The sequence below is a fragment of the Bartonella fuyuanensis genome, from assembly GCF_014197255.1.
Taxonomy (GTDB): Bacteria; Pseudomonadota; Alphaproteobacteria; order Rhizobiales; family Rhizobiaceae; genus Bartonella; species Bartonella fuyuanensis.
On record NZ_JACIFE010000009.1, the window covers coordinates 15,510 to 35,380 of the forward strand.

The following is a 19,871-nucleotide window of genomic DNA, read 5'->3' on the forward strand; positions in this document are numbered from 1 at the left end:
GAGTCTTAAGCATTTTTATTTTTGAGATATAAACGTCAAATTTACACAGAAAAGCTGTTGCAATTGAAGAATTTCCCTCTATTCTCCACTTATTTAAATTTTACAGTGTGTCTCCACATATGTATCTTCCTGAATATAAAATATATAGAATAATAGTTATTGAAGATTTTTTTGTAAAATTCAATTGTTCATGGTTATTTGATGCTTTTATATTTTGTAACAATTAAATATGCTAAAATGAATGTTGATCTGCTACAGCTTAAGATTCACGTTGAAAGATTTAGAAGGTAATTTTATGGCATTCCGTGCGTAAATGTATGTTTTGAATAATCTTTATTTAGCTTAATTTATTGCTTTTTATACGACTGGGTATTATATTTATACTATACGGCGTGGGAATCTAAAGTTCATCTATAAACAGCATAAAGCATCTCACCAAATGGTGTGAAGCAAGCTTTAAGCCGTCCATTTTAAATAGAAAAAATAATTGAATAGCTTTGAATTATTTGCTTTTAATTTTTCCTATTACCTATCCGATTATTGCGGTAAATATGGTCATAACAGATTCTAGTTAAAAATCCAAAATTTGAAGCTCTTACTATCAAAAAACTTTTAGAATAATGGATTAAAATATTTTCTCAAATTTTTCTGCAGTGGCAGATCCACTTTTTGCTTCATGAGTTAAGTTTAGTGCATAGAAAGCCATTATATTGATAACTTTTCTTATTCCATTAGAGAAATAGTTTCTCATTAAAAACCATTTTTCAAATGATTAACATGGACAGTTACAACTTGTAAAAGAACAAGAGAGATGGCTATTAGAGTATTTAGTACGTAATATTTCAGTACTTTAATCATAATTTACATAAAATACTTTATAATATTAAATATATATATTGTAAATTTATATTTTGTTTTTGGGATGTAAGATATATAATTTATATTTATAATAAGATAAATATAAGCTTCATTATGTAATAATTTTATAATAATTAATAAAACATAATGAAGCTATTTGTATATTATATTGAATTATCTAAATATCAATACTAAGTCCTTTATCCAACTTATTAGAGATCCGATAAAACTTATTGCATATCCAGCAACTAATAATCCCACTCCTATAGTTGTAGGATCAACGACTTTTTCAACTTTTCCTTCGCTAACTGTTTCATAACTTACAGATGGGAAATAAAAAGCAGTTCTAGAAACTGCATCAGATTTTATATTCTTTGCTTTTTCCATTAGGGAAACAGAAAATTCCTCTTTTGGAGCATCTTTTCTTGAATAATTTGCATTAACATTTACGATTTGTGAAAGAAAAAAAGTGCTCGCTATAAAAATGCTGAAGACATAAGTTTTAAATATATTTATCATAATTTTCCCTCAAATATTTTTAATTTTGATATGTAAGAATACATACAATATATTCATATAACGTAATTTATATTAATAATATATACAACATTACGTATTTTTAGTAAATATTAAAAATACATATAAAAATCTATTTATAATTTTTTATAAAAATTATTGTAAATAAGTAACAGTAGTAATAAAATTAATTAAATTTTTTATGATTTTAATCTATAAAATATACGTTTACTAATAAGTTAATAATAAAAACATAAAAATTGGATATTTTAATGAAAAAATTATTAACAAATTTAATTCAAATATGAAGGCAAGCGCTGAAATTTTATTCACTGTATGATATAATGCTATTTTTTATTTCAGCTTAGTTATATCTACGTTTATGTTATAGATACTAAAAAATGTACAGTTCTTTCATAGTGTGAAGTAAAGCTCGAGTTGGATAGGGATAAATGATATTATCTTTAATGTGTTTTTCACCAATGTAAGTAGAATTATCACAGTGCAAGACAGTGTATCGAAGAATATCACTTAAGCTACATTTATAGGTGCTGAAAGATCAACATTGGATAATGTTTTTCAACATTTTCTTCTATCCAAACTGAAATGCCACTTTTATTTTTTAGAAAAGGTATTTTTTCGTAAAGTTAGCTTACTTTCTGAGAGATCTGTTTTCATTAATTATTTTAAAAGTCTATTTATTGTTTTCAAAAAATTTTGAGCAGCTGCTAGTATCACTTTATGCTGTTCAATATTATTATATGCCTCATATTTACATGTTTTTTTTAAGAAACCTTTCTCAAGATATTCAAGCCTGTTATATAATGATACGCATGAGTGGTATCAGGAAAAGCCTCATAATATAAAATTCATAGGGTATTACCATCTTGATAGTTATACTTGACGGTTATAAAGGCAAAAGCTGTGATACTATCATACAATTTTCTTGTTCTTAATATTATTACAGTTTTTGGTACTTAAGATAATATATAAAAGGATATTTTTATTCCTATTCTTAATTGATTCAACATAGCTAGATTTGAAATGAGAGAGTTCTGGGATATTCAGTTTTTTTGTTTAATTTAAATAACGCTAGATTATCATTATGAATCAAGATATCGCTTATCAGTTTCTTGATATGGAATGTTTCTATATAGTTGCGTCTTTTGTTAGGATGTATTTTCTTTGTCTTTTGTAACTTCAGAGAGGGCATATTAATTGATGTTGTTAAAATCTTATTTAAGCAGTATGTAAATAAACCTTTAATAATTTTACTATGTTTGAATTGATGCGGTATGGGTTCTCGTACAGCAAAGGTGTTCTTGTTGTTTTCAAAGAATTCCTGTGTTCTATAGGTTCAACGAATTTTAATGTATTGCTCTATGATCAATACGCCCATACCATAAATTTTACTATGGCGTGTGATTTTTTGATCAGATGAAGGAAGCATAGTACTTTTCACATCTTATCAAACAAAGCATCGTAATATTTCTTTCTTGATAAATCTGATAATTTATTATGATGGATTGCTGAAGTTGGGGGTAGAATATCGGATTTGAGCTGGATAAACAGGATCTCTATGCGTTTGCATCTCCGCTTTTTATTTTTTTAAAGTATGTGCAAAGGTTAGTTGACTTCTGCTTGCTCAGAGAGGTGCCATATTTTTCTCTTTCCCATTGAAATGTAATTTATTTATATCGTGAATCACGCATTTATTGAAATTATTACAAGAGGGGAGGAGTAAGAAGGAGAGGACATTTTGGTAAAAATGTCCGTTTATAAAAAGATTTATTCAAGAGATTTTTTTTAGGATAAATCTCGCCATACAGCCATTGCTTTTAAGACTTCTTCTAAATGAGCATGTTTTGCGATAACTGTTTCTGCACCAGCTTCTGCAAGTGCATTAGAGTGTCCGAGATAGCTGTGTGATCCTCCCGTAAATCCGATGACACGCATACCTGCTGCTATGGCAGCATGTACACCATGAAGTGAATCTTCTATAACGATAGTATTTCGGGGCTCCACCTGTAATTGTTTTGCGGCAAAAAGGAAAACATCAGGGGCAGGTTTCGTTTTTTTTGTTCCAACTTCAGGTGCAGAAAATATTTTACCTTCAAAAAGATCATAGAGATCAACAATGGTAAGCATCTCTTTTATATCTAAGCTCTTTGCATTAGAGCAGATACAGTATGGATAGTGTGTTTGAATAATTTCTACAGCTTCTCTTACATCATCAATAGCACGTAATTCAGTCTTTATTTGTGTACGAAAAATATTTGACATCTGATCTATGAGATGGACAGAAATTGGTTTTTCTGTTTCTTGTTCAACTTGTTTAAGAATATCGTAGAAGATAAGCCCTGAAAAACGTTCACTCAGTTCTTCGGGTGATATTTCATATCCCGTTTTTTTTAGCAATTGAGATCCAATTTTTGCTGCAAGGTATTCAGAGTCAACTAAAACTCCGTCACAATCAAAGATAATAAGATCTATCTGAGGCATAAGATATTCCTTTACATGTTATATTGTATGGATAACTTTCATAAAAGCGACATTGAGAAGATCTTATTTCATAAAAATATGCTTTGAAAAAGATTCTTGTTTATTTTACGAAATAAAAGGTATGGAAACAGCTTATTGAAAAAAAGAAAATAAGGATTCCTTCATATGAAAGTTTTTTACTTCAAAAAAAACAAAAATGAAGATCAATTTTTAAGGAATTTTAACGATACGTTTACTCTATTTTGTAAATATGGATTGATAATGCGGGCCTATAAACGCTTTTGGTTGATTATAGGGCAAATTCAGTTCATTTTGTTGGGTTTTTCATGACAGTTATTCAGCTTCAAAAAGATTTCGTTCGTACCTCTTCGCAGATGCCATGGCGCAATAAAATTTTTAAAGGAGATTGTGTTTCCGTTCTAGAAAAACTTCCAAAACATTCCGTTGATATGATTTTTGCAGATCCACCCTATAATTTGCAATTGAATGGTGCTTTATACCGTCCAGATCATTCGCTTGTTGATGCGGTTGATGATGCATGGGATCAATTTGAGAGTTTTGCTGCTTATGATGCTTTTACCCGTGCGTGGTTGCTTGCTTGCCGTCGTGTGTTAAAACCCAATGGAACACTTTGGGTTATCGGATCTTACCATAATATTTTTCGAGTTGGTACAGCATTACAGGATTTAGGTTTTTGGATACTTAATGATATTATTTGGCGTAAAAATAATCCGATGCCTAATTTCCGAGGGCGCCGTTTTCAAAATGCTCATGAGACGCTTATTTGGGCTACGCGAGATCAAAAAGATAAAAAGTACACATTTAATTATGATGCCTTAAAAGCGGCAAATGAAGATCTACAAATGCGTTCAGATTGGCTTTTTCCCCTCTGCACTGGAGCTGAACGTTTAAAGGATGATGCAGGACGTAAATTACATCCAACACAAAAACCACAAGCATTGTTAGCGCGTATTATTATGGCTTCTAGTAAACCTGGTGATGTTATTCTTGATCCATTTTTTGGTTCTGGAACAACAGGTGCTGTTGCCAAGCTTTTAGGGCGTGATTTTGTTGGGATAGAACGCGAGCAAGATTATATTGATGCTGCATGTGAGAGAATTGCGGCGGTTAAAACTTTAGAACAACCAGAACTGGCGATTTTGGATAGAAAAAAAGCGGAACCGCGCGTAGCATTCAACAGTTTGCTTGAAGCAGGTTTACTCTATCCTGGAGAAGTTCTTTATGATCGGAAGAAGAAAGTATCTGCTATTGTCAGAGCTGATGGTACGATCATGCATGGTGGCGAAGCGGGCTCAATTCATGCAATGGGAAGAAAAGCACAAGATTCTCAGAGTTGTAACGGTTGGAACTTTTGGTATTATGAGGAAAATGGACGATTGAAGTCCATAGATCATTTAAGAATGATCATACGTTCACAAATGTTAAAAACGGGTATTTTATGAAGGGATAACGATAAAGCCATTGAGCACCTTCATTTTTACGTTTGTGAAAAAGCAAGTTGGCGCCATTATTATATTTGCCAGCCCCTAATGTTATGACAGATCTTGCATTCAGACGATTCATAAGAACCATTTTTAGTTCTTTCTTCTATAGTTTTTACTCACATGCTAGCCCCGCTTGTAAAGTGCAAGCAAAAGGGTTTGTTTGAGTCAATATAAACAGATTTGAAATGAAAGAATTTTGTGTTATTAGATCTTCTCATTCAACATACAGAACAGTGAATTATAATTATAAATCAATATCTTGATGTTTTTCCTAAAGAGAACCTGTGCTTTTGTTGTTGCTTATAAAAATCAACATTCAAATCTAACTCAACAGCATGTTAGAGACAAATATTAAGGCAGTTCAGTGCTTTTTTGCTGTTGCAACTTTTGTATGTCAAATGGGAGAAAGGATATTGCGTATATCTATTTATGAAATCTTTGAAATGGAAAGGTGGCCTAATTGGAGAAGAATATAAATTTTTAAGAGGTAGAAATCACTTTTCCTTTTAATTCAGTGTTACAATTTTCAAAAGCATCTAAAGCAATGTATTTTTAATAATGAAGATTGCGTATTGACTCACACTTTTGTTTCTCACGTTCTTAATGGGAGAATAGCCTCTTACATAAAACAGAACGCTGCTGAGTTGCACATTTGTGTGCTTTCTTTTAAAGAAACGTATTTCAACGTACCTAAACCCATTTCATGATAATACCTATGAATGGTATAATGGTAAACTCTCTGTATGCTATCAACTTTACACTTATAAATCAATATATTGGTTTATAATGGTAATTCGCTATTTATTATGTTGAATGAAAGTCTCAAATATCATAAAATCCACTCATTTTAACTTTTTTATAATGAAACAATCAAAATCATTTACTTGTAAATAATATTGATGTCTGGAGTAAAACAATTGAAGAAAGCAATAAAAATTCCTATAATGAACACTTTCAAATACTAAGAAGTTTCAGGCAATATCAGGGGAGAACAAATAATATGGTGGTGCTGGTTTTCTCCTTCATAAGTGGAAAAATGATAGCGCACAGTGGGGTTTATAAACTCTAGGGGAGGGCTTTATAAACTAACGGAGAGTTTTACATATCTCCGTTTCACAAACCGACATGGAATGGAGTTTGTATTGAGAAACATTTCGTCAAAACAGCATGTAAATGTGCAAAACAAATACATTTTTTAGAGTGTTCTGCGTTGCGTGAGGAGTCCATAGCCTTTATTAAAAGAATAAATGTATAAATTAACTACATCACAGAACGCTATTCTCTATCAAAAATCTCATCGATCCTGAAAATATCTTAACATTATACCTTGTTCTATCTTGCTTTACCTTTTCTCTCATAAACCTTTTAAAAATACACTCTATCGTGTAATCTAGCTTATAATGCCTAGAAATTTTTATTTTCTTTAAGGAAAAAATAAAATACCATGTTAAGTTTATTTCAGCAGTAAAGATACAACAAAAAATACTAACCCATTACATCCTTTTCGTTGCTATTGCCGCTTGTGCTGCTGCTAAGCGAGCGATTGGTACCCGAAAAGGAGAACATGAAACATAATCCAAGTTATTTTCTTCACAAAAAGCAATAGAGGTAGGATCACCTCCATGTTCACCACAAATTCCCAATTTTATTTTTTTGCGCTTTGAACGTCCACGTTGTGCTGCAATGGTAATAAGTTCTCCTATTCCATCACGGTCAATAGAGATGAAAGGATCTAACTCTAAAAGGCCTTTTTGAAAATAGGTTGCTAAAAAAGGAGTAGCATCATCACGGGAAATTCCAAAAGTGGTTTGTGTCAAATCATTTGTTCCAAATGAGAAAAATTCCGCAGTTTCAGCAATTTCATCCGCTCGAAGTGCTGCCCTTGGAAGCTCAATCATCGTTCCAACCATATATTGAATAATGCTTCCCTTTTCCTTCATTACTTCCTCAGCAATCTGATCAATACGCGCTTTTACGAAATCGAGTTCAGATTTAAGTGCAATAAGTGGTACCATAATTTCAAGCATGACAGGAGAGCCAGATTTTTGGGCTGTTTCTGCTGCTGCTTCAAAAATCGCCCGCGCTTGCATTTCAGCAATTTCAGGATAAGTAATGGCTAAGCGGCATCCTCTTAACCCAAGCATAGGATTAAATTCGTGCAATTGCTGCACACGTTCAGAAAGCACTTCAGTAGAAACTCCCATAGCTTTGGCAACGTCAAGAATTTCTGCATCAGTTTTTGGTAGAAATTCATGAAGTGGAGGATCTAACAAGCGAATGGTAACAGGTAAACCACACATAATTTCAAATAATTCAGCAAAATCTAAACGTTGCATTGGCAAAAGTTTATTCAGTGCTTTACGACGACCATTTTCATCATGACTTAAAATCATTTCACGCATGGCAACAATACGTTCACCAGAAAAAAACATATGCTCGGTACGGCAAAGACCAATACCTTCAGCTCCAAAAGAACGTCCCAGACGTGCATCAGATGGTGTCTCAGCATTGGTGCGAACTCTTATACGTCGCATCCCATCAGCCCATTCCATTAATTTTTCAAAGTCTTCGCAAAGCTCAGGCTGCAACATTGCAACTTCCCCTTTGAAAATTTCCCCACTTCCACCATCAATTGTGATAACATCACCTTTTTTTAAGCTTTCTCCTGAAGCAAACAGCGTATTTGTGTTGTAATCAATCCGCACACTTCCAGCACCAGAAATACATGGCTTTCCCATTCCCCGTGCAACAACAGCAGCGTGGCTTGTCATGCCTCCACGCGTTGTTAAAATTCCTTCTGCAGCGTGCATCCCATGAATATCTTCTGGGCTTGTTTCTACACGTACCAAAATAACTTTGCGACCTTCTGCTGATGCAGTTTCTGCCTCTTCTGAAGTAAAGATAATTTCACCAGTTGCCGCTCCAGGAGAAGCAGGCAAACCACATCCTATAACAAAACGCTCTGCTTTGGGATCAAGTGTTGGATGTAAAAGTTGGTCAAGTGACTTTGCATCAACACGCATCACAGCTTCCTCACGGCTTATTAATCCTTCATCAACCATTTCAATTGCCATCTTGAGAGCTGCACGAGCTGTACGTTTTCCTGAACGAGTTTGCAGCATCCATAATTTACCTTTTTCAATAGTAAATTCGAGATCTTGCATATCCCGATAATGTTGCTCAAGTTTCTGTGCAATCTGGCATAATTTCAAAAAAGCTTCAGGCATAATTTTTTCTAAAGACGGCTTATTTGAACCAGCAACAATACGCGCATTTTCTGTAATATTTTGAGGTGTTCGAATACCTGCTACAACATCTTCCCCTTGCGCATTAACTAAAAATTCACCGTAAAGTTCTTTTTTTCCTGTCGATGGATTACGTGTAAAAGCAACACCTGTTGCCGAATCTTCACCCATGTTGCCAAAAACCATAGCTTGCACATTAACTGCCGTTCCCCAACTTTCAGGAATGCTATGTAAATGGCGATAAGTAACTGCACGGGCTGTCATCCAACTTGAAAAAACAGCTCCAATCGCTCCCCATAATTGCTGTTCAGGATCTTGTGGAAAAGGGGTTTCTAATTTTTCTTCAACATATGCTTTATAAGCAGTAATGACATTTTTCCAATCATCGGCTGTCATTTCTGTATCAATAGTGTAACCATTACGTACTTTTTCCTCATCAAGAATCTCTTCAAAATACGAATGATCTAATCCCAAAACAACGTTAGAATACATTTGAATAAAACGCCGATAACTATCATAAGCAAAACGTTCATTATTAGCTTGTAAAGCAATGGCTTTTACAGTCTCATCATTCATGCCAAGGTTAAGCACTGTATCCATCATCCCGGGCATAGAGGTTCTTGCACCTGAACGAACAGAAAGCAAAAGAGGATTTTGCTCATTACCAAATTCACGTCCTGTTTGTTCACTAACGCGTTTTAGCGCTTGCTTAACAGATTCCTGTAGCTCTTCTGGATATGATTTGTCATGTGCATAATAAAAATTACAAACTTCTGTTGTCAGAGTAAACCCGGGTGGTACGGGCAAACCAAGATTACTCATTTCTGCTAAATTAGCGCCTTTCCCTCCGAGAAGATTCCGCTCGCTTGCACTTCCTTCTGCATTTTTATCGCCAAAATTATAAACCCACTTTTTCATTGTACAAATCCTCCCATCTCACCATTAAAACATCACTCAATCTAGGATCACTAGAAACAATGATTTGATTCAAAATCGGTTAACCAAAAAATATCGCTTCATAAATGTATAATCCAATCTTCCCTCAAAGATAATGACTCCCAATATCACTATCCATCTTTTGAAAGATTAAGATTCAGTTTTTAAGAAAACTATCAATCACTGAAAAAAAGTCTTCTATTTTCATGGCACCTTCATATTTATTACCATTGATAAAGAAAGTAGGTGTTGCTGTAACACCAAGTTCTTTACCACGTTCAAAAGATGCATTCACTTCATCTAAAATAGTCTGATTTTTCAAACACGCAGTAAAACTCTCATCTGTAAAACCCGCCAGTAAGCTAATTTTTTTCAATGGTGTCAGAGCATCTTTTTTCCAAACCCACTCATTTTGTTTTTGAAATAAAACTTCTATCAAAGGAAAATAACGATCTTCTGGTGCACAGCGCGCTAACATGAAGCCTGCTGTTGCTCGAGGATCAAAAGCATAATCACGGAAAATCAGTTTTACTTTTCCTGTTTTGATATATTTTTTGCGAATTTGAGGAAGGATATCATTATAAAAATACGCACAATGAACACATGTTAACGAAGCATACTCAATAATGACGACTGGTGCATCCGCTTTTCCCTCAAAGCGATCTTTTACTTTACCCGATTGAAGAAGTTCAGCTAGATCAACCGTTACAACTGGCTTTAGACCAAGAGCTAAAGAAACTGTTACACTGTTTTGTACAATCGTTATGAAGAGAAAAATTACCCCAAAAGATAAAAAAGAACGAAATTTTAACATAAATAATACTTTTCTGTTGTTATTAAACGAATAGGAATTCAATGCTTTCTCATATATTAAAAAATATACAAAATATCTTGCTATTTATTATTTTTTTCCGAGAAAATGCAACAGCCAAGTTCATAAAGTGATTGGCGTAAGTTTTTATCTTCAATTCCTCCAAGCATCTTTCCCATGTATTTTTTGTCCTGTTTACTCAAAGCCGACTTTAGAGGCAAATGTTTTGTAAAAACCGACAAATTTCTTTGCTCAATCTTAATGCGATCGATGGCAATATAGCCAAAAAATCCATTAATTCTATGAAGTAATTCCTCTGTTTCATGCATCAATTTTAACGCAGAAAATCCTTCACATGCTACAACAAGTGTTGCTGGTTGAAAAACTTCATTCTGATCTCTACGATGTTTCCAAATAATTTTAAGCGGTATTGTATGTTTACTGATATCACCGCCGACAATTTGTGGCCAATGCTCTATAAGCTCTACATTTAACCCTGTCCGTTTTCGTAAAACTGGATCAAGTATTTTAAATATCGTCTCAGAAAGAGAATAAAAAGAATGTTTTTTAAGTTTTTTCCTCATTTTTAGATCATTATTCAACCGGTAATTCAATTACAATCACTTGTTTCATTTAAAAAGCGATAGCTTTCCTAATTTATAAAATATCAACAAAATAGAAACGCTCTCTTCACTAGTGTCTCAACAAGATCAATATGAAAGAGCAAAAATATGAATAATAAAATAAATATTTTTCCTTTGCATTTTAGATCTCCTTATGCTTGAAAATAACCATGTATGAAGTTTCTTCGCACCTCCTTTCTTGGTACGATCAAAATCATAGAAATCTTCCATGGCGGATTACCCCTGAAGAGCAAAAACAAGGTATCCGCCCTGATCCTTATCAAGTTTGGCTTTCTGAAATCATGCTCCAACAAACAACCGTTGAAACAGTTAAGCCTTATTTTAAAAAGTTTTTGAAACTTTGGCCTAATCTTTCTTCTTTAGAAATAGCTTCACAAGATGATATTATGAAAGCATGGGCTGGACTTGGTTACTATTCACGCGCACGTAATCTTAAAAAGTGTGCAAGACAACTTGTTGAAGACTATGCAGGCCAATTTCCACAATCTGTAAAAGTATTGCGAACTCTAGCCGGTATTGGAGATTATACTGCTTCAGCCATTGCTGCAATTGCTTTTAACTGCCCTGTTGCAGTAGTTGATGGTAATGTCGAACGTGTGGTAGCACGCCTTTTTGCTATTGATTCAATCTTACCAAAAGCCAAAGCTGAAATTAAAGAAAAAACACAAAAAATTACTTCTTTAAACCGTCCTGGTGACTTTGCTCAAGCAATGATGGATTTAGGAGCAACAATTTGTACCCCACGCAAACCATCTTGTTATATTTGCCCTCTTCAAAGCTTATGCAAAGCAGCAAAGATGCAAAAAATGGAATCTTTTCCAGTTAAATCTCCTAAAAAAGAACGCCCTTCAAAGATAGGTATTGCTTTCGTAGTTCTTAATAAAAATAAACAAATTTATTTGGAAAAACGACAAGAAAAAAAACTCCTTGGTGGAATGACCCAAATTCCTAACAATATTGGTATAAACAATGAAAATGGACTCCAAAATGCACCCTTTATTGCCAATTGGCAATTCAAAGGGCAAATTACGCATGTTTTTACTCACTTTTCTCTAAAACTCGATGTTTACTATACTGAGGATATCCATGAAATGAATTGTGAAAATGGTTGGTGGTGTAACATTCAACACCTTGCTGAAGAAGCGCTACCTACTGTTATGAAAAAAGCCATTTCCGTAGCACTTCCTAGTTCTTTCAGATTGAAATAACCCTCCTGATTCGTAAAAATATTTGCTAACGGAGATTTTTATATTCCTAGCGACCATTTCTTAAGCTTAAAAAATTAAGGACGTGAAATAACCAATTTTTTTACAGATAAAAATTAAAAAAGGATAGAAAGGCTTAGAAATTTTAGATTTAAATTTTAAGCTCTGTCCTTTGCTTGTTCAGATATAGATATCATATTACCTCAAAAAAGGTACTTGATTATTAATTTGTGAACGAATCTTTTAATTCTGATATTCAGTTTCATATAAGGTGTATTGATTGATAATTTACTGTTTTGGAATTTAAATTAAGAATATACAGTGAAAATTTCTCGTTTTAATTTCTGATACAAGAAACATAAAAATACTCGCTTACTGGTTACAAGCGAGATGAGTATGTAGATAAAAAAACTTTTAGAAAAAGCATAAAATACTCTCTTGTCTATCTCAATTAAGATCAGATATCATCGGTGATTGGTAGAATAAAGCAATCAGTTTATTTCAAACAATATATTGATTTATAAAGATAACCTAGCGTTATTCATATTGAATTAGACTATCAAATATCGTGAGATTTTCTCATTTTAAATCTGTGTCTTGAATCAAACAAATCCATTTGCTTGCATGTCACAAATGGGGCTGACGGATGGATAAAAACTGTATAAGAGAGGGATAAAAATGGTTCTTATGAATCGTCTTAATGCAAAATCTGTCGCAACATTAGAGGGAAAATATAATGATGGTATCGGCTTGCTTTCTTCACAAACATAAAAATGGCGGTGTTCAATGGCTTTATCGTTATATCATTCATTTTATGGTCGATGCCGTAAAATGGGATTGGGAGTCTTAAGCGATATCTCTTTAAAACAAGCCTGTGAAATAACACCATTCAGTTACAAATTCTCCGATAATAGATTGGAACGAAGTGCTGCCTTTTTATAAAACACTTTGCCAAACAACAACCATAATCCAACTGACTTTATGTTTTCTTATTTTTACAGGTGTTCGCACAAATCCTTAGTTTCATATTAATAAAGTGCAAGTTGAGGAGGATATATAGACAATTTTTGGCTTGAGAATATGAAAGGAAAGCGTGATGCTATAACAGAATTTCGTAGCCCCTTATCATTTGAAGCTTTAAAGATTCTGTAGTAAGTGCATCTGCTATCTTGAATAGTTTCCTTTTTTCTGTAATTGACCGTGGTCCCTTTGCTACCAACTGTATGGCTGATGAAATGTGCAGGAAAACTGTTCTGATTGATTTCATATAAAGTCTTAAGCTGGAGAAATATTTTTGTACTCAGGGAAGGCATTAAACAATGCAAATTAAAATACTATTATAAATCAAGAGATTTTTTATAATATAGATGATTAGCTTCAATTTAATAAACCAATTTCACGCATTTTCATTAAAATTGTGTGGTTAATTTTACCTGTTACAGGAAGCTCAAACATTTTTTGAAATTGCTTTAAGGCTTCTATTGTCTTTTGATCTTCTATTCCTGTGATAATGACCTCTTCATTACCAAAAATATGTAAAGCTTTTTGAACCTGTCTAATATCTTCAACAGAGGGCTTTAAAATGGATTTCTTTGAGTGTGTTATATTTCTTGTTGTTTTATTTGCCATTTCTATTTCGCTCTGCTGAATTAATATCGCAATTTCATCTGTTGTGGGATTGGAGAAAACATTGTTTTGCATTTTCTGAGCAGTTTGTTGTTTCCATAAAGCAATAGCACGGCGTGTTCTAGGTCCTTCCAGCCCATCTAAAGGTCCATCATAGAATCCTAATTTTGCTAATTCTTTTTGCTTTTCCAGTATGCTTGCTGATTTAGGGGGAAAAGGTGAGTTGGTATGGTGATGACTTTGAGAATGTACTGAAGTCACACGAGAAAGTTCTTGTGATTTTGCTTTTTTTTCGGATAAAGTCGAGCTCTCTCTTATACTTTGAGTGGAGGAAAACTTCATTTGAGTTGGAATATTTTGATGTATTGTCATTTGCGAAAATAAAGCATTAAATGAAACAAACAAAAAACTAATGCTAAAAAGAAGAGAGCCAACAAAGAATAAAGTATTTTTTCGTATGTAGAAATAAAGAGTTTTTGCTATCCAAAAAATAAAATGAAAGATCATTAAAAGAAATATGATAATGATACTACTATAGTATTTACGCTGTTTTACAGTTTTTTTTCGGGATATCTTTCGTTTTTTTATCATTACTTTTTCAGTTAGTTTTTTTTACAAAGAAACGAATGTAAATTAGTTCTTAATTTTAGATAAAGAGAAATGCATTTACATGATTGTTTTTTCCTTTCAAAAGTCTAAAACAAGCAAATCTATTATACCAATTTATAAATTGATAAATCAATAAGCGCTTTTATAAGCTTTTATTAATTCCATATTTTATAAATCTTTAATATGTATAAAGGGAGCATTAAATGATTAATGTTCAAGACCATTTAAGTGTTTGCAAACTATATTATCACTTATTAACCATCTAAACAATAATACTACATCATGCTTTATTTTTTGCGCATATATTTACCTATTATTTTCAGTAAAGTCGAGAATATTTTCTAGAATGCTCGAAAGAGGTTAGTCATCATATATTCTATATAATTTATGTATATAAGGTTACTTTTCTGTAAATGGTTTGATGGGAATAATTATCTCTTAATGTTATTATATTTTGATATAAATGTCTTCTAATTATATTTAATTATGTTCATAAGTATCAACTAAATTGACATTTAATATATTATAGGAAAAATTTTGTCTTGAAATGAAATCATAAGAGCTTCATCTATTTTTTAATATTTTTATCTACATCTTGATCGTTTTCATGACATGCCAGTAAAATTTTATAGACAATATAGTTAAAATAATAAAAACTAATTGTATTTAGCCTTTTCAGCCAAGTTTAGAATGATAAATTATCCTTTAAAATAAATATGGACACAATATGGAAAAGAAATTGGTTTGTGTGTTTAATCTTTATCCTATGGCGACACTTTACTTGTGGAATAGAAGACGATAAATGTGCGTTGTACATTTTCTAGCCTCTTTACATCATCATGATTATGTTTCTTATTTTTGTATAATTTTAATGTTACTTTTTTCCGAGCAGATAACATATCCCATTTTTATACAACTGTGTTGTATCAGATTTATAAAATAGTCAATGATCTAGGTTCAATTTATAAAAAGTTCATTTTATAAATTTTTTATAAAGAAGCAGTATATAAAATATTCCTTTATTGTATTTCCCCCACTGCAGTACATTGATTGCCTATGATACGTTTTTTAATCAAATTGTCATTTTTTTTGTTTTTTGTTTTTGTTATTAGTTCATTTTTTGTAACAAATCCAAGCAGTAACTATTTTTCTGGCGAAAAAAATAATGAAACAACAACGAGCGATGTGATGATTGCTTTTAAGGAAGCTTTACATGACTTAGGAACATTTTGTGATCGTAATATAGAAACCTGTAAAGTAGGAAAGTCCTTTTTTAGTTTACTTGGAGAACGTGCATATTACGGTGCAAGAGCTGTTTATAAATATTTGGGCAACATATTAGGTAACAAAAATAATACAGAAACCTCTCTTAATATTTCTCGCAAAATGGAAATACAGGAGCCCTTACAAAACTCTACAATTTTAGCTTGAAATAAGAATTTTAAACATTCTTAATGTTTATGTTAGGAAAATGAAAGTTTATCTATCAATAAGTATATTTAATATGATTATTAAAACGAAACAGGATTGAGATGATGGCGGAAACGATCGATAATATTATAGAAAACTTTTCGCTTTTAGATAATTGGGAAGATCGTTATCGTTACGTAATTGAGCTTGGCCATGAATTATCGCCTTTTCCAGAAAAAGCTCGAAATGATGCCCACAAAGTTCGTGGCTGTATTAGTCAAGTGTGGCTTTTATCTTCACGTAATAATTCAGAAGATCCAATATTAACGTTTCAAGGTGATTCTGATTCTCACATTGTGCGTGGACTCATTTATATTCTTCTTGCTTTTTATTCAGGCAAAAAAGCCTCTGAAATTCGCAATACCGATGCTCAATATCTCTTTGAAAAACTTGGATTAAACGAAAACCTTACACCACAAAGATCAAATGGTTTGAAATCAATGATTAAACGGATTCACGACGAAAGTTACATATAATTCTCTTTTTAGAAAGATTGACCACACAAGCTTTATAGAAAACATATACACTAAAAAATCAACGTTATATATAAGACTATTTTTCAGCAAAACATGATTATTTATTTTTTTTCCGTTTGCTTTTGCGTCCCAGTCCCATTTCTTTAGCTAAAGCTGACCGTGTTTTTGCATAATTAGGTGCTACCATAGGATAAGAACTGTCCAACTGCCATTTTTCACGATATTCCTCTGGCAACATTCCATAATGTGTCATAAGATGACGCTTTAAAGATTTAAATTTCTTTCCATCTTCAAGGCAAATAAGATAATCAGGGAATACTGAACGCTTTGGATTAACAGCAGGTCTTTGTTTTTCAACTTCAACTTCTGTTAACTCTAGATTTCCTGCTTTACGAAAAGCAGCATGGACATCAGCAATTAAACTTGGCACTTCAGTCGGTCGAATAGAATTATTACTTACGTAGGCAGCAACAATATCAGCAACTAATGTAATAACTAAATTGCTTTCAGTCTCTAAGACTGGACGATGTTCCATTCTTGTTTCCTTTAATTAAAATCGAGTAATTCAAAATCGAGATCGTAGTGCATATACTCATGATATAAAGATTTCATGCACATGGGTTTCATATTGTACAAAAATCTTTTTTGTCAATTAAATTATTCTATAAAATTGCCAAAACACAAAAAAATCAAATAAATACCTATTTTTTGTCATAATATTCAATAAGAAAAAAGAAATTCTTACATGTTAAAAGATAGTTTTATTCTATAAACTATTCTACATAACATACAATACATTGAAAATATAGTTACGTAAAGTATAACTTTAAATCTTATCTTAAGAATATAAAAATAGGAAATATTAAGTATATAAAGTATAGTATATAAATTTAATATTTTTAAATAAATTTTAAAATTATTTTTATATTTTATAATTTATAAATTTTAATAATAAAAATATTTACATATTATATATAATAATTTACAATTATTTATTAAATGTGACATGTAATATTTTTATTTTCATGATATAATGATAAAAATTTATATATATTTATACTGTTTTAAAAAATCAGTTATTTTTCTTATAATTTAATTATCTTACCAATAACTTCTATTATAAAAGTGGTATTATCTGTCTAAAAAACAATAGCTGTGATATGTAATGAACAGAAAGATGTTCATTGTAAAATTATCATCGCACCATTTTTAAAAATGAGTAGAGCATATAAATTTTTGCACTTGCATCCATAATTATGATTCTAAACATATAAAGGAAGCTATTAACATTAACATATTTTAATATAGGATTGTGTATGACTCGCCCTTTTATAATTCCTCCGAAAGCATCTAGAATCACTCATAAGGAAATATATCACGGTATTTTTCGTGATGATCCCTATCATTGGTTACGTGCGTCTAATTGGCAAGATGTGTTGAAAAATCCTAACTGTCTTGATTCAAAGATTCGATATCATCTCGAAAAAGAAAACGCTTATCAAGCGGCCCAAATGGCTGATACAAAACCATTACAAGATTTGCTTTTTACTGAAATGAAAAACAGGATCCAAGAGAATGATAGTTCCGTTCCTATAAAAAATGGACCTTTTGCTTACGGATTTTCTTATGTTACCGGAGGGCAACAACCACATTATTTTCGTACTCTAAGGAATGGTGAAGAAAAACATGTTTATCTTAATGGTGATCTTTTAGCTGAAGGTAAAGAATATTTCAATTTTGGTTCAGTTCAAGAATCTCCTGATCATAAATATGTTGTATGGACTTATGACGATAAAGGATCAGAATTTTATACAGCTAAAATTCGTAATTTAGAAACATTATCTGATTGTATGGATACTGTTACTGATACATCCGGACAGATTGTGTGGGATGCTCAAGCTGAGGGTTTTTTCTATACAAAAATGGATGAAAATCATCGACCTTCAGAGCTTTATTATCATCGCTTAAATACTGATCAATCGCAAGATAAGCTTATTTTTCGTGAAAATGATCCAGGTTTTTTCTTAGATGTAAGAGGCTCTAAGCTTCATGATGTTATTTATATTGATATTCATGATCATGAAACGTCAGAGATTTGGTTAATTCCTGCTGAAGTACCTCTTAGTGTTCCTCAATGTGTACGCAAACGGCAAAAAGGTGTTAAATATTCACTTACAGAAGGTGGCGATATCTTTTATATTCTTACCAATTTAGATAATGCAAAGGACTTTAAAGTTATGGTTGCTCCGTCTGCAGCTCCGCAATCAGAAAATTGGTCGGAACTTGTGCCACATCAGCTTGGACGCTTGATACTATTCCATGATGCGTATCAAGATTTTCTTATCTGGCTCGAACGCTTTGAGGGGCTTCCTCAGATAAAAATTATGGAGCGTACCACCAAAAAAATTCGTTCCATTTCTTTTCCAGAAGAGGCATATTCTTTAGAATTACAAGGTGCGGCAGAATATGATAGCCCAACTATTCGTTTTTCCTATTCATCTATGACAACACCTGATCAAGTTTTTGATTATGAAATAAAAAGCCGCAAACAAATTCTTTTAAAAACACAAATAATTCCTTCTGGTCATAATAAAGATGAATATATAACGCGACGTATTATGGTTTCTACAGATGATGGTGAGAAAATTCCCATCTCACTTTTATATCATAAAACCACTTCGCTCAATGGTAGTGCACCCTGTCTACTTTATGGTTACGGTGCTTATGGTATCTCTATTCCTGCCAGTTTCAATAGCAATGTACTTTCTTTGGTAAATAGAGGTTTTATTTATGCCATTGCCCATATTCGTGGGGGGAAGGAAAAGGGTGTTGAATGGTATGAAAAAGGAAAACATCTTTTTAAATATAACACATTTACAGATTTTATTGCTTGTGGACGCTATCTGGTCAACAATAAATTTACAGCTCATGATCGGCTTGTTGCGTATGGTGGTTCGGCAGGAGGTATGTTGATGGGTACTATTGCTAACATAGCTCCACAGGATTTTGCTGGAATTGTAGCCAATGTGCCTTTTGTTGATGTTTTAACCACGATGTTAGACGCTTCCTTACCACTAACACCCCCTGAATGGTCCGAATGGGGAAATCCTCTTGAATCACAAGAAGATTATAATCTTATAGCTTCTTATTCTCCTTATGATAATATCAGAGCGCAAAAATACCCCCCTATGCTTGTGATAGCAGGATTAACCGATCCTCGTGTAACCTATTGGGAGCCTGCAAAATGGGTAGCCAAATTGCGTGAATTTAAAACAGATGATAATGCGATTTTATTACGTATTAATATGGATTCAGGCCATGCTGGTGCGGCTGGACGTTTTTCAAAGCTAAAAGAAGCTGCCTATATCTATGCATATATTCTAAAGATAATAAGAAAAACCGCGGTTAATCTATAATACCTCTATTTTAAAGTCCCTATAATTCATTGGATTATAGGGACTTTTAGAT

Annotated in this window: 12 protein-coding genes and 2 pseudogenes; 6 read left to right on the top strand and 8 right to left on the bottom strand. The window is 32.5% G+C overall.

The annotated features are described in order from the left end of the window. Positions 1-1,032: 1,032 nt before the first annotated feature. Together GGR08_RS04675 and GGR08_RS04680 are read right to left on the bottom strand one after the other, a co-directional pair. Positions 1,033-1,377, bottom strand: a complete 345-nt coding sequence (locus GGR08_RS04675) for a hypothetical protein (RefSeq protein WP_183194225.1) — start codon at positions 1,375-1,377, stop codon at positions 1,033-1,035. Between the two features lie 1,803 nt (positions 1,378-3,180). Continuing rightward, positions 3,181-3,876 (bottom strand): HAD family hydrolase, encoded by a 696-nt coding sequence (locus GGR08_RS04680; protein ID WP_183194226.1) that lies wholly within the window; start codon positions 3,874-3,876, stop codon positions 3,181-3,183. Between the two features lie 374 nt (positions 3,877-4,250). Here GGR08_RS04680 and GGR08_RS04685 point away from each other — a divergent pair, with 374 nt between their 5' ends. Continuing rightward, positions 4,251-5,339 (top strand): site-specific DNA-methyltransferase, encoded by a 1,089-nt coding sequence (locus GGR08_RS04685; protein ID WP_425485752.1) that lies wholly within the window; start codon positions 4,251-4,253, stop codon positions 5,337-5,339. A gap of 4 nt (positions 5,340-5,343) precedes the next feature. Here the strand turns inward: GGR08_RS04685 and GGR08_RS08560 are convergent. The 4 genes and pseudogenes from GGR08_RS08560 to GGR08_RS04700 form a co-directional block, all read right to left on the bottom strand. Further along, positions 5,344-5,469 (bottom strand): annotated as a pseudogene (locus tag GGR08_RS08560) (integrase); the annotation flags it as partial. Positions 5,470-6,874: 1,405 nt separating this feature from the next. Beyond that, positions 6,875-9,544: a pyruvate, phosphate dikinase gene (ppdK, locus tag GGR08_RS04690; protein WP_183194228.1), complete on the bottom strand. Its 2,670-nt coding sequence runs from the start codon at positions 9,542-9,544 to the stop codon at positions 6,875-6,877. A gap of 175 nt (positions 9,545-9,719) precedes the next feature. Beyond that, entirely contained in the window at positions 9,720-10,376 is a 657-nt protein-coding gene (locus tag GGR08_RS04695) for a DsbA family protein (protein WP_183194229.1), read from the bottom strand. Positions 10,377-10,456: 80 nt separating this feature from the next. Continuing rightward, positions 10,457-10,957: a DUF721 domain-containing protein gene (locus GGR08_RS04700; RefSeq protein WP_183194230.1), complete on the bottom strand. Its 501-nt coding sequence runs from the start codon at positions 10,955-10,957 to the stop codon at positions 10,457-10,459. 209 nt (positions 10,958-11,166) lie between these two features. Here GGR08_RS04700 and mutY point away from each other — a divergent pair, with 209 nt between their 5' ends. Both mutY and GGR08_RS08255 read left to right on the top strand, forming a co-directional pair. Further along, complete coding sequence (gene mutY, locus GGR08_RS04705) at positions 11,167-12,225, top strand: A/G-specific adenine glycosylase (protein WP_183194231.1); 1,059 nt, start codon at positions 11,167-11,169, stop codon at positions 12,223-12,225. Positions 12,226-12,900: 675 nt separating this feature from the next. Beyond that, positions 12,901-13,448 (top strand): annotated as a pseudogene (locus GGR08_RS08255) (Arm DNA-binding domain-containing protein); the annotation flags it as partial. Positions 13,449-13,599: 151 nt separating this feature from the next. Here GGR08_RS08255 and GGR08_RS04720 read toward each other — a convergent pair. Then, positions 13,600-14,439, bottom strand: coding sequence for a peptidoglycan-binding domain-containing protein (locus tag GGR08_RS04720; protein WP_183194232.1), 840 nt, complete (start codon positions 14,437-14,439; stop codon positions 13,600-13,602). 1,074 nt (positions 14,440-15,513) lie between these two features. Here GGR08_RS04720 and GGR08_RS04725 point away from each other — a divergent pair. Further along, on the top strand, positions 15,514-15,888 hold the full coding sequence (locus tag GGR08_RS04725) for a DUF5330 domain-containing protein (RefSeq protein WP_183194233.1): 375 nt from the start codon (positions 15,514-15,516) through the stop codon (positions 15,886-15,888). A 104-nt stretch (positions 15,889-15,992) separates the two neighbouring features. Continuing rightward, positions 15,993-16,403, top strand: coding sequence for a SufE family protein (locus tag GGR08_RS04730; RefSeq protein WP_183194253.1), 411 nt, complete (start codon positions 15,993-15,995; stop codon positions 16,401-16,403). A 97-nt stretch (positions 16,404-16,500) separates the two neighbouring features. Here the strand turns inward: GGR08_RS04730 and GGR08_RS04735 are convergent, their stop codons facing one another. Beyond that, the gene (locus tag GGR08_RS04735) at positions 16,501-16,938 is read right to left on the bottom strand and encodes a Ros/MucR family transcriptional regulator (protein WP_183194234.1); all 438 of its coding nucleotides are present in this window, start codon (positions 16,936-16,938) and stop codon (positions 16,501-16,503) included. A 781-nt stretch (positions 16,939-17,719) separates the two neighbouring features. Here GGR08_RS04735 and GGR08_RS04740 point away from each other — a divergent pair. Continuing rightward, positions 17,720-19,819 (top strand): S9 family peptidase, encoded by a 2,100-nt coding sequence (locus GGR08_RS04740; RefSeq protein ID WP_183194235.1) that lies wholly within the window; start codon positions 17,720-17,722, stop codon positions 19,817-19,819. Positions 19,820-19,871 lie beyond the last annotated feature (52 nt).